Here is a 12715-nt window from a genome sequence, read left to right as displayed (position 1 = left end):
GTATAAGCAAAGTTGAAAATTTTTGCGAACTGTAACGTTTTTGACCTTCTACTTGGAACTTGTCCTGCTTTAATGGTGCGTTGAGCGTTAATGTGATTTTCATTTTGGTTGGGCTGTCAGCCATTGTAGTGAATTCAGTTGAAAATGACAGCCTATGGACGGAAGATTTTCCAAAAAGCAACAAATTGGTGGAGCTACACCCCTGTTTAGCCCGAATTGAGTGGGATTTAGGTTGTCAATGGGTTCTTTTGTATTGTTAAAAATGTGTGTTTTACTGTTGCTCACTGTCCCGGCTCGATAGTCCTGAAGACTTGGGAGGGGGGCTTTGGCCTACCCCATTGATCGATACCGATGCGGAGGGCGATCGCCCCCTCATTGCTCCCCCCCTGTGAAGAATCCCTAAGGTTTTTGCTGCGCACCGGACTCGAACCCCTAGCCTAGAGCTATTGTTCGTTGTTACTGCTATGAGCCGCACCGTTGAAGTTTTGCCCGATAAAACCGCCTTAGTCGCCCGTGCTGAGGATTTGATTGGCGATCGCATCACCCAAACCCTCAGCCAGCGGGACTATTGCACCATTGCCCTCGCTGGGGGCAGCACGCCTAAACCCCTTTACGAAGCCCTCGCCCGGCGGGATCTCCCCTGGGAAAAAATCCATATTTTTTGGGGGGATGAGCGCTATGTGCCTCCAACCCATCCCGACAGCAACGAAAACATGGCCCGCACCGCTTGGCTCAACCATGTCCCCATCCCCCCGGCAAATATCCACGCCATGCCCACCCAAGGGGAGGATCCCCAGGCCGATGCCGATCGCCATGAGGCCCAACTGCGGGAATTTTTCCAAACGGCCCCCGGTACAGTCCCCCGCTTTGACATCATCCTTTTAGGAATGGGGGATGATGGCCATACCGCTTCCTTATTTCCCCATACTGCGGCGTTGGGGGTGGGCGATCGCCTGATTACCGTCGGCAACAAAGACGGTCAGCCCCGGCTCACCTTCACCGTCCCCCTCCTCAATCACGCTCGGCTGATCCTCTTCCTCGTCGCCGGAGCCAGCAAACAAACCGCCCTCAACGCCGTTTTTGCCCCCGAGGGTGATGCTCAACAATACCCCTCACGGCTGATTCAACCGGAGGGGGAAGCCCGATGGCTATTGGATCAGGCCGCAGCGGCGGGGGTGGCGATCGCCTAAGATTCCTTAAACTTTTTTTACGGGAAGAACTGGAAAGCCAAGGGATTTAGAGGCAACCTCTATCATGGGGAATAGAACTCAGACCTAAAATTAATAATTTCGGTAATTGTGGTGCATTGCCGCCCCTAATCTCTCCCTGGGTTTGCCCATTCCTTAACCACCGACCATGATTGTTTGTCCTAACTGTAGCCACCAAAACCCTGAAGGGGCGACCCAATGCGAATCCTGCTATACGCCCTTACCCAGCACCACCCAATGCCCGAACTGTGGCGCATCGGTACAGTCCGATGCCAGTTTTTGCGGGCAATGCGGTCATCATCTCCAAGCTTCGGAGCCTGCCATCATGAATGAACCTCAAAACACCCCTCCCCCTTTACCGGATTTCCCGGAACCAGACTTTCCCCAGCCAGATTTTCCGCCCCCCATCGACTTTGACGAAAGCGCCTTTGAGCTTCCAGAACCCACCGCCGTTGCTCCCGCCGAAACCCCACCCCCCTTACCCACACCGGCCCCTAGCCCGGCTAAAACCCAACTGCAAGTCCAAATCGCCAGCTTGCTCCATATCCAAACCAATACGGAACTGAGCTTGCCCCAACATTTAGCCGTGATCCACATTGGTAAGCCCGGCGGCCCCATTCCCCCGGATATTGATGTCTCTGGCTTCCCCGATTCGGCGGTGGTGTCGCGGGTTCATGCCGATATCCGCATTGAGGGGGGCATCTATTATGTGGAAGATGTGGGCAGTTCTAACGGCACCTACGTTAACCATAATCCGCTCCTGCCGGGGAACCGCCATCGGTTGCGGGGAGGCGATCGCATCGCCCTCGGCAAGGAAGATAAAGTCACGTTTATCTTTCAAATGGCCTAGATCCCCAGAAGAAAGTTGATCCGTCACTCATCCCCCCTGAAATCTTGGCATATACTGAACCATGAGCACAGGCACGCCTGCCTGTGGTGTGAACATTCCGAGGAGTAAATGGTAATGCGCTTACATTCTTTATTTTTGGGTACGATTGGCTTGGTTGGGGTGGCTGCCTTTGCCCCCAACGCGACGGCGCAAACGTTAAGCACGAATCCCGCCGATTATGATCCCATTTCTGCTCTCAACCTGATCTATGACTTGGCGGAAGATGGTTTGAGCCGCAGCGGGTTTATCTGTGCCAACAACCCCAGCATGGACTGCGGCGGCGAAATGTACGAAGTGCCGGAAGATCATGTCATCCCCATGCCGGATTACATGAAAGAGGAACGAACCAGTTTCGAGTGCATGAATAATGTCATCCCCGAATGTAGTAACCCCCGCCACTATGGCGTGTTCTACACCGATGCACCGGAAATGCTCCCCCCTTTAGAAGAGCGCACTGCTGCCCTGTGGGCCCAATTGGAAGAGTCCATGGCAGAACGCCCGGCCTCTACCTTTGATCCCCTGCCTCCCGCTACGGCTACCCCCCCCGTTGCTGCGCCCATCCGTGGCCTGTGGTAGATTGATCCCCCCTACCCCCCTTAAAAAAGGGGGGTTTTTGGGATTGATCCCCCCTACCCCCCTTAAAAAAGGGGGGTTTTTGGGATTGATCCCCCCTACCCCCCTTAAAAAAGGGGGGTTTTTGTTTGCTACAATGCTCCGGTATTTCTGCCGCGTTGATCATTTTGAAGATTGCCCGCCTTTCACCCCAAAGACTTCAGTTTTTGGCCCTGAGTAGTTTTGTGCTGTTGGGACTGTTGGGGATCCTGAACCATGCGATGTGGCGGGATGAAATGAATGTGTGGCTCATTGTGCGGGATAGTTTAACAATTTCAGATTTTTTCGCCCATATTCGTTACGAAGGCCATCCCCTGTTGTGGTACTTGAGTTTAGCCTTGGTGAATCAGATCGGTGATGATCCGGCTTTAATGCAAGGATTTCACCTCAGTTTAGGGATTGGGACAATTTTTCTGCTGTGGAAATGTGGGCCGTTTCCCCCTTGGCAAAAACTACTCCTCACCTTTGGCTATTATCCCTTTTACGAATATTTGCTGATTAGCCGCAACTATGGAATAGGGATGCTATTCATGTTTAGCTTTTGTGTGGCTTGGCCCCGTCGTCACCAAACCTATGTAGGGGTGGGGTTGTTTATCGCGCTGATGGCCAATTGTAATGCCTATGGTTTATTCATCGGGTTGGCGCTGTTGATGGCCTTAAGCGTCGAATGGTGGTGTTATCCTGAACAGCGGCCGAGCGGTTGGGGTTCGGTATTAGGGGGGTTGGGGGTGGCGATCGCCGGTCTGGGGGCTTCCCTCTATATGCTGATTCCCCCCAGTGATAGTCAGCTACAGGGGGGGTTAACCACTTGGTTTTTCACCTGGGATTGGCATCAGTGGGGGCGAGCATTATCACGGGTTTGGAATGCTTATTTTTTACTGCTGATTCCGGGGGATAATCGCGGCTTTGATGGTTTCTTGTTTGGCACGTTGGGGGTGGCATTGTTGGGATTTTGGGCGATCGCCCTTTGCCGCCGTCCCATTGCCCTCCTATTCTACCTCTTCGCCTCTTTAGAAATTATTGTCTTTAGCTACATCAAATTTTTAGGCACAATTCGCCATTATGGGAGTTTATTCCTCGTGTTGATCATCGCCCTCTGGATCGCCGCTGATTGTCTCCCCTGGCAAATTCCGCCACAATTCACCCCTTTACAAGTTTTCAAAAAATGGGTCAAACGGTTACAAACTCCTCTATTCACCCTGATTCTCACCGCCCACCTGATCGCCGGTTTAATCGCCTATGTTCGCGACTACATCACACCATTCTCCGCCAGTAAAGCCACCGCCGCCTATATTCAGGAGCAGGGCCTTAATTCAGGCTTAATCGTCGGGAGCCGCGATGCCAATATGGCCCCTCTTGCGGGTTATTTACAGCGTAAAATTTATTACCCTGAGCGCCAAGAATTGGGAAGTTTTACACTCTTCAATGCCAAGCGTCAAGATGTGGGGCCGGAGGAAGTGTTAGCGCAGGTGACAGATCTGCTTAAGCGTGATGAAGAGGAATTGCTGTTAGTCCTCAATTATCCCTTAGAATTAAACCTACCCCATTTATTCATTGAACCCTTAGCCGAGTTTCGCCGGGTTTTAGTCGAAACTGAGCAATACTTTCTCTATCACATTAGCCTTGGTGAATGATCATGAAAATTGCCACTTGGAACGTTAATTCAATTCGCAGCCGTTTAAGCATCGTCGAAGCTTGGCTGACGGCAAATCCTGTTGATATTCTCTGTTTACAGGAAACCAAAGTTATTGATGCCGATTTTCCCCGTGAACCCTTTGAGGCTTTGGGGTATCATCTCGCCATTGCCGGCCAAAAATCCTATAACGGGGTGGCGATTTTCAGCCGTCAGACCTTGGAAGATGTGAAAATTGGCTTTGAGCCGGTGTTAGGACTTACAGAATTTGAAGCGCAAAAACGAGTGATTAGTGGCGTGATCAATGGGATTCGGATTGTGAATCTTTATGTCCCCAATGGGTCAGCGGTGGGAAGTGATAAATATGAATATAAGCTGGCTTGGTTAGCCGCATTAAAAACCTATTTAAGCCAGTTAATGACCGAAAATCCTCGGCTTTGTATCTGTGGGGATTTTAATATTGCCCTGGAGGATCGGGATATTTATCAACCCAAAAAAGACAATCACATCATGGCTTCCCCACCGGAGCGGGCGGCGTTGCGGTCGGTGTTAGACCTGGGTTTTACCGATGCTTTTCGTCAATTTACCGCCGAAGGGGGCCATTATAGTTGGTGGGATTATCGTCAGGGGGGATTTCAGCGCGATCGCGGTTGGCGCATTGATCACATTTACCTCACCCCAGAATTGGCAAAGCAAGCCATCGCCTGCACCATTGATCGCGAACCCCGCCAACGGGAAAAACCCAGTGATCACACGCCGGTGATTGTGGAGCTTGCTTAACCTTGTCGTTTTATGATTAGGTCTAGTTCGTTTCGCAGTCTTGGAGCAATTGAGCAATTGCTTTTTCATCAAATTCAGCCGCTAAATGGATGAGGCGATCGCAAAAAGCCTGATAGCTAGGATTAACCTGTGCTAACTGATGCGCTTCCCCTTGAATAGCATCGAGATCACCAATTTCCATCGCTTGATAGATGGCTTGTAAGTCTTCCGGTTTGGGAAAAATTAATGGTTGAGTCTCTAAACTGATACTTGGCACTTCTACTTCTTCATCCTGCTCATAAATCCATGTTAGTTTGAGATATTTTTGGATTGTATTCAATAATTTTGGTAGATCTAAAGGTTTATCAAGAAAATCATTACAACCAGCGGCGATCGCCAAACTTCGATCAGCTAAGGAAACACTCGCACTAGCCGCTACAATTGGCAAATCTAGCGAGTAAGATTGACGAATAGTTTGTGCTAATTCATAGCCGTCCATCTCTGGCATGACAATATCAGTAATCATTAAATCTGGCTGGAATGTTTCCAGTTGCCTTAACCCTTCTCGTCCATTTTCTGCTTCAGCAATCAGAAATCCTAAAGGTTTCAAAATTTCCGCAATGACGAGACGATTGACGGGGCGATCATCAACCACTAAGACTTTTTTAGGCTCGCCAGAATAACCAATAATTTTTCCTTGTTCCGATATTGTTCCACTACTCACCCATTCATCTGAAAGGGGAAGATCCAGTTCAAACCAAAAGATACTACCAACACCTAAAGTACTTTTCACTTGTATTTCACTACCCATCATCCCGATGATTTGACGACAAATTGCTAGCCCTAAACCTGTTCCTTCTGATTGCTTCGATTCAGAACCGACCTGCTCAAAGGGGAGAAAGATTTTTTCTAATTGTTCAGGATTCATTCCCACCCCAGTGTCTTGCACCATGAAGCTAATCTTAGCAATTTTTCGTTCTGGATCACTGGCCAAAACTTTGACCTCAAAAATCACTTGTCCCTGGTCAGTAAATTTAATAGAATTTCCTAACAAGTTAAGAAGGACTTGACGGAGACGTTTTTCATCAGCTTTGACCCCATCGGGCAGAAGTTCATCATCGCTAGGAAAAGTCAGGGTAATGCCTTTACTTTTGGCTCGCACCCGCGCAATTTCAGCTACTCCCAGTAAAAAAGATGGAAGATGAAAGTCTTTGGGAAACAGTTCCATTTTGCGGGCTTCGATTTTAGCAAGGTCTAAAATATCATTAATTAGGTTTAATAAGTGAGAGCCTGCTTGTTCAATGACATCAACACCTTGACGATGTTGATTGAGGTCTTTGGCGTAGTGCATAATTTGAGCATAGCCAAGAATACCATTTAAAGGAGTGCGTAATTCGTGGCTCATGTTCGCCAAAAATTCACTTTTTGCTTGGTTTGCGCTATCAGCATTTTCTTTGGCTTCCGCAAGCTGGGCTGTGCGTTCTTTCACTTTTTGTTCCAGGTTAGTAAAAGAGGTTTTTAATTGAATTGCCATGCCATTAAAGGCTTGAGCGAGGCTATTAAGTTCCGCGATCGCATTCTCCGGCACATGTTGATCTAAATCTCCCTGAGACATGGCTTCTGATGAACGTGCCAATTGCAAAATCGGTTGTGTAATCCACCGGGAAGTATAGATACCTAGAATGGTGGCGATCGCTAAAGCACCCAAGCAAAGCAAAACCGTCCGCTGGCGACTTGCATTAATTTGCCCCATAAAATCTTCTTCAGGAACGATTACCACAATCAACCAGTTTAAGTTTTGACTCTCTAGTAAGGGTGTAACCTGTAAAAATTGGCGCTCTCCATTAGCGGTAAATTCTAATTGTTTCGGTTCACGAATCGCCGTTAAATCAGGAAACTGTTGCTGGAGGAAATCACTAGCGAGACGGATTTGGGTGATGCGGCTATCACGGGCCGGTAAACGGACTAATTCATCCGTTTTCTCTGTGCGGAGATAGGGTGATTCGGGGGTAGAAGACGCGATCAGTAATCCAGATGTCTCCATGACAAAAATTTCCCCTGTCGCACTAATTTCAATTGTCGCGAGAAATTTATTGAGCGCATCAAGGGCAATATCAACCGCTGCAACTCCGATAATTTGATTGTCACGATTGTAAATGGGCTGACTGGCTGTAATCCCTAAAATATCCTCAATGGGGTGATTTTGTCCCAAAAAGATATAAACTTCGCTCCAGACCTGTGTTTTTTCGGCGATGGCTTTTTGATACCATGGTCGCTTAGTGGCATCATAAGTAAAGGTTTCTAGCTGTTCAGATGCTTCCAAATCCAAAGGCTTTTCAATTTGTCCTTGGGCATCAGTTTTATAACTCTTAAAGGTTCCCGCTTTTAAGTTTTCAGTAAACTCCCAAACAAACGGGTCATTTAGATCATAGCGACCGACTCCGGCTAACCCCCCCGCCGTATTCCCCACAAATACATAAATGGGGTCATCTTGACCAAAATTGGCACTTTGATTAAGAAAGTGTTGATTGAGGGCATCAACATCAGTAAAATCGACCCATTCATTCTGAATTGCACTGGCATTGAGTTGATTGATCTTGTGGGGAAATTCGAGATAATCATCGAGATAACTTTCCGTCCGCTGAGTCACTGCTTGTCGCAATTGTTGAGCCACAGTATTGACAGCTTCTCGACCTGTACGAAGAGAAAAATAAGCAGTAAGTCCAACTGCACCAAAAATCTGCAAGAGAAACGGCACAATCAATACATAATTTAGAGAGAGTTTTTGGGGGCGAAATTTGCGCATAAAAGTTTTTTCAGGAAAGAAAATTTAGTACTGAACAAAAAGCTTAAAAAAAAGAATAAAATAGGGTTCATCAGAATTACTAAGACGATCAGAAACCATCAGAAAACCTATGGGCTAGTATAGCAAATTAAAGCGAGTTTTACAAGCCCATTTCAGTGTTCAAAGTCTAAAATCATCAGCAAACCGAATGTCACAAAATTTAAAATTTCAATATAGTGGTTTCTCAATTCATGAGGTATATTCTGAAGCTCCTCGCTCTCTTTAAGAGAGGAATTTGAGGTGAGGGCTGTATCTCATGAGTACAAAAATGCTATACTTTCAGCAATCAAATTTCTCGTTGATTGTTTTAAATTACAAACTATTTAGACATGAGCTGATCTGCAATGAGCACAGTCTGTTCGGAGACCATTGCACACCCATTGCTTCTCAATATTTCTCGCTTGTTTGGAAAAGGTATTTAGGATGAGGGTAATTGGTTAAGTAATTGAGCAATTGCTTTTTCATCAAATTCAGCCGCTAAATGGATGAGGCGATCGCAAAAAGCCTGATAGCTAGGATTAACCAGCGCTAACTGATGCGCTTCCCCTTGAACAGCATCGAGATCACCAATTTCCATCGCTTGATAGATGACTTGTAAGTCTTCCGGTTTGGGAAAAATCAATGGTTGAGTCTCTAAACTGATACTCGGCGCTTCTACTTCCTCATCCTGCTCATAAATCCATGTTAGTTTGAGATGTTTTTGGATTGTATTCAATAATTTTGGTAGATCTAAAGGTTTATCAAGAAAATCATTACAACCAGCGGCGATCGCCAACCCTTGATCCGCCACTGATACGCTCGCACTGGCAGCAATAATGGGTAACGTCGTAGAATAATCAGCCCGAATGGCTTGAGCCAATTGATAACCATCCATCTCTGGCATTAAAATATCTGTAATCACTAAATCAGGTACAAATTGCTCCAGCTTACCCCATGCTTCTTGACCATTACTAGCTTCAATCACAATAAATCCTAATGGTCTTAGAATTTCAATCACAACCAGACGATTGACATTGAGATCATCAACGACTAAAATTGTTTTCTGTTCACCTTGATAACCGATAATTTTTCCTCGGTCAGAAATCACAGCACTCTTCATCCAGTCCGCTGCTAAGGGTAAATCCACATCAAACCAAAAACTACTCCCCGCCCCAGCATGACTCTCTACTGCAATCTCTCCCCCCATCATCGTCACAATCTGCCGACAAATTGTTAAACCTAAACCGGTTCCTTCTGCCTGTTTTGACCGAGAACCCACCTGTTCAAAGGGCAGAAAGATTTTGTTGAGTTGCTCAGGGGTCATTCCGACACCCGTATCCTGAACTTTGAAGCGAATTTTAACGGTATTTTGGGTTAAATCATCGCTTAATCGGATCACTTCAAAAATGACTTGACCCACCTCTGTAAATTTAATCGAGTTACCCAATAAATTCAATAAAACTTGTCGTAGGCGTTTTTCATCCCCATGGACACCTTCAGGTAAGTCATGATTACCCTGAAACGTCAGTAAGATGCCCTTACTTTCAGCCCTGACCCGCGCAATTTCTGTAACCCCTATTAAAAATGAGGGCAAATGAAAGTCTTTCGGAAATAGTTCCATCTTTTGAGCTTCAATTTTAGCAAGATCTAAAATATCGTTGATTAATGTTAATAAATGAGAACCTGCTTCTTGAATGACCCCAACACCTTTACGATATTGATTGAGATCCTTCGCTTTTTGCATCACTTGGGCATAGCCCAAAATTCCATTGAGGGGCGTGCGTAATTCATGGCTCATATTGGCTAAGAATTGACTTTTAGCTTGATTTGCTAACTCTGCGGCTTGCTTGGCTGTCACTAACTGCGCCGTCCGTTCTTTGACCCGACTTTCAAGCAATAGAAAAGATTCTTGGAGCTTATTTTTCATGCGCTCAAAAGAAACAGATAAAACATCTAATTCATCCATTTTTTGGGTGACAAGATCATCCCACTGAATTCCATCATAGCCATCTACCTTCATTTGAGCTAATTGATCACACTGATCAATAATGGGCTGCAATCTTCGATTAAGCCATTGAACAAAACCACCCACTACGATCAAAATAATGAAGCCAGATACAAAGGCTGTACCTAGAGCAATTTTAAGTACAGGCAAGACAACTACTTTTTGAGGAATTGTCGCTAACATAATCCATTCTGTACTCGGTATTTTTTCATAGGCCCAGATAGTACCTTCAGCAATTAAAATACCAGAACTTTGGCTAGAGACATCAGCCCAAATATTTTTGATTTCGGGAATATTTTTATAACTTACTCTATTTTTAGCCTGATCAATATCAGGGGGATAAGCCAATAAATTACCTTCTTTGCTCACGATTATAAAGTAACCTTGATCATGAATTACATTGTAATTTTTAATAGCATCAGTAATTGCAGTTACATTAACATCATTGCCGACAATTCCCAAGGATTCACCGGAATCACCTTTTAAAGGATATAGGGCGGATGTCATCGTAATGCCATGCCAATCAAAGGGATCTAACCAAAGCAATTGATTGTTACGCATTGCATTGTGATAATAATCAACTTGTGGATAAAATTCTACTTCTGTAATGTCAACATATCGAATATTTTGATATGGCTTAGGTAACAACTCACCAATATCCTGCGCTCCTTGTTGATCCAAAAAGTAGTAGGGATAAAATAATGTTCGATCTTGAATAATACTGCCATTAACTTGACCAAAGGATGTTCCCATAATCAGATCAGGATGGGGGCGATGAACAAAAAAACTAAATACTAATTCTTGATAGTTTTCTGCGGTTAAGCCTGGATTTTGTCTGATGGTTTTCAAGGTTTTAGCTAAATCCTGAACATGTTGTTCAATATTGCTCAGTTGACCGTCAATCGTCAAAACTTTGGTTTTAAGGGTTTGACGAATTTGATTTTGAGCCTGTTCATTAAGGATTTGGTACAGCCAAAATGACATCACGCCTGAACCCAGTAAAACACCCCCTAGAATCGAGAGCAATAATTTTGTGCCAATGGATGAACAGCGCACAACATTAGATAACTTCATGGTTTGCAGATTGAAAATTTTTATCAACATCATTACACCTCTTTTTTGCAGTTTATTCTCATCTCATCGAAGGATGCTCCGGATAAAAAGTTGATCATAATTATAGGGATTAAATTTGAGCCGGTATTTTGATCATAAACTTTGTACCCTTCCCTAACTCCGATTCACATTCAATGGTTCCGTGATGTTTTTCGGCAATAATTTGATGGGCGATCGCCATCCCCAGCCCTGTCCCTTTAGCAATACTTTTGGTCGTGAAACCCTGTTCAAAAATACGCGCCTTGACATCCGGACTCATGCCTTGACCATTATCGGCAATAATGATGATCAGTTGCTGATTTTCGAGGGCAGTTGTAATAGCAATATGATTGGGGTCTTGGCTAATTTCGGCATAGGTTTTGCCTTGATTTTTTTCCTCAATAGCATCGATAGCATTGGCAAAAAGATTCATAAATACCTGATTGAGTAAGCCTCCAAAACAGTTAATTTTGGGAATGTCGCCATAGTCGCGAATGATTTCAATTTCAGGGTGGGTGTCCCTCGCTTTCAGTCGGTTATGGAGAATGGTTAAATTAGCATCAAGGCCAATGTGAATATCAATGGGTTTTGCTTCTTCTTGGTCAAACCGAGAAAAGGTTCTCAGGGAAGTGACAATTTTAGTCATGCGATCGCTACTCACTTGGATAGCACTGAGCATTTTCGGCAAATCCTCTTCAAGTAGCTCTAACTCTAAATCATCAATTTGCTCTTGAAGATCCTTCGGTAAACCTCCTTGTTGTTGATAAATAGCTAAGGCATTAAATAAGTCTGTACAGGTATCTTTAATTAATGTAATGTTACCTACAATACAACTGAGGGGATTGTTGACTTCATGGGCCACCCCTGCGATAATTTCCCCTAAAGCTGACATTTTTTCACGATGAATGAGAATATTTTGGGTGCGCTTTAAATCAAACAAAGCTTGCTGTAATTCAGCAGTTCTTTGTTCCACTCTTTGCTCCAGTTCTTGGCTCAGTTGTCGCAATTGTGTATGAACCCTCACTCTCACTAAAACTTCTTCCTGCTGAAAGGGTTTGGTAATATAGTCTACTGCGCCCAACTTTAGCCCTTTGACTTTATATTCGGTATCGGCGAGAGCCGTCATGAAAATAATGGGGATATCTTTGATTCTATCGCAGGCCTTGATGCGTTGACAGGTCTCAAAGCCATCTATCCCCGGCATCATCACATCTAGCAAAATTAAATCTGGTTGAATTTTTTCCAGTTTAGAGAGAGCACTTTCCCCATCTTTGGCGATCAGGACTCGATATCCTGCCAACTTGAGACTGTCGGACAAAACCTTTAAGTTTGTACTATTGTCATCAACAATTAAAACAAGGGTTTCTTGATCCATGATTGACCTCGGTGGCGATCAAAGGTTTGCTGATTTCATCCCAGGATTTAATGAATTGACAGGAATCACTGTTACGCTTAGATTTAAAGCGATGGCTCATCGAACCCAAGACTCTTGGCTGAACGAGAAAACTATTCATTTTGAAGAACTCACTGACTGATTCCTAATCCACAGTATCCATTCCACAATAGATTACAAGCTAATTTTGCGGAATCATGATTTTTGGCGATCGCTTTTTGCTATTCCATTAAAAAATGTATTGCAGAATACTTTTGGAGATGCAATTAATATAGATGCTAGCTATAGGATATCATCTTC

Annotated in this window: 9 protein-coding genes; 6 read left to right on the top strand and 3 right to left on the bottom strand. The window is 44.8% G+C overall.

Going from position 1 to position 12715, the window contains the following annotated elements; genetic code table 11:
* The first annotated feature begins 464 nt into the window (after positions 1-464).
* The 5 genes from pgl to xth all read left to right on the top strand — a co-directional run bounded on the left by pgl (position 465) and on the right by xth (position 5122).
* Positions 465-1190 carry a 6-phosphogluconolactonase gene (gene pgl / locus VB712_RS00260; RefSeq protein ID WP_323250920.1) on the top strand — a complete coding sequence of 242 codons (726 nt, stop codon included), beginning with the start codon at positions 465-467 and terminating at the stop codon, positions 1188-1190.
* A gap of 166 nt (positions 1191-1356) precedes the next feature.
* Positions 1357-2058, top strand: coding sequence for an FHA domain-containing protein (locus VB712_RS00255; protein ID WP_323250918.1), 702 nt, complete (start codon positions 1357-1359; stop codon positions 2056-2058).
* A 114-nt stretch (positions 2059-2172) separates the two neighbouring features.
* A complete protein-coding gene (locus VB712_RS00250; RefSeq protein WP_323250916.1) occupies positions 2173-2673 on the top strand; it encodes a hypothetical protein in 501 nt (166 codons plus the stop codon).
* Between the two features lie 164 nt (positions 2674-2837).
* Positions 2838-4343 carry a hypothetical protein gene (locus VB712_RS00245; protein ID WP_323250914.1) on the top strand — a complete coding sequence of 502 codons (1506 nt, stop codon included), beginning with the start codon at positions 2838-2840 and terminating at the stop codon, positions 4341-4343.
* Between the two features lie 2 nt (positions 4344-4345).
* Complete coding sequence (xth, locus tag VB712_RS00240; RefSeq protein WP_323250912.1) at positions 4346-5122, top strand: exodeoxyribonuclease III; 777 nt, start codon at positions 4346-4348, stop codon at positions 5120-5122.
* Between the two features lie 22 nt (positions 5123-5144).
* On the opposite strand, the gene VB712_RS00235 is transcribed toward xth, so the two are convergent.
* The 3 genes from VB712_RS00235 to VB712_RS00225 form a co-directional block, all read right to left on the bottom strand.
* A complete protein-coding gene (locus VB712_RS00235) occupies positions 5145-7907 on the bottom strand; it encodes a hybrid sensor histidine kinase/response regulator (RefSeq protein ID WP_323250910.1) in 2763 nt (920 codons plus the stop codon).
* A 457-nt stretch (positions 7908-8364) separates the two neighbouring features.
* Positions 8365-11004: a hybrid sensor histidine kinase/response regulator gene (locus tag VB712_RS00230; RefSeq protein WP_323250907.1), complete on the bottom strand. Its 2640-nt coding sequence runs from the start codon at positions 11002-11004 to the stop codon at positions 8365-8367.
* Positions 11005-11113: 109 nt separating this feature from the next.
* Positions 11114-12397, bottom strand: a complete 1284-nt coding sequence (locus VB712_RS00225) for a sensor histidine kinase (protein WP_323250906.1) — start codon at positions 12395-12397, stop codon at positions 11114-11116.
* Between VB712_RS00225 and VB712_RS00220 the strand changes: the two genes are divergently transcribed.
* Positions 12396-12557: a hypothetical protein gene (locus tag VB712_RS00220; RefSeq protein ID WP_323250904.1), complete on the top strand. Its 162-nt coding sequence runs from the start codon at positions 12396-12398 to the stop codon at positions 12555-12557. The genes VB712_RS00225 and VB712_RS00220 overlap by 2 nt on opposite strands.
* The last annotated feature ends 158 nt before the right edge of the window (positions 12558-12715 follow it).

This window comes from Spirulina sp. CCNP1310 (assembly GCF_034932185.1).
In the GTDB taxonomy this organism is placed as follows: Bacteria; Cyanobacteriota; Cyanobacteriia; order Cyanobacteriales; family Spirulinaceae; genus Spirulina.
Note: the sequence above shows the minus strand (reverse complement) of the source record. Positions and strands in the feature narration are given on the sequence as shown.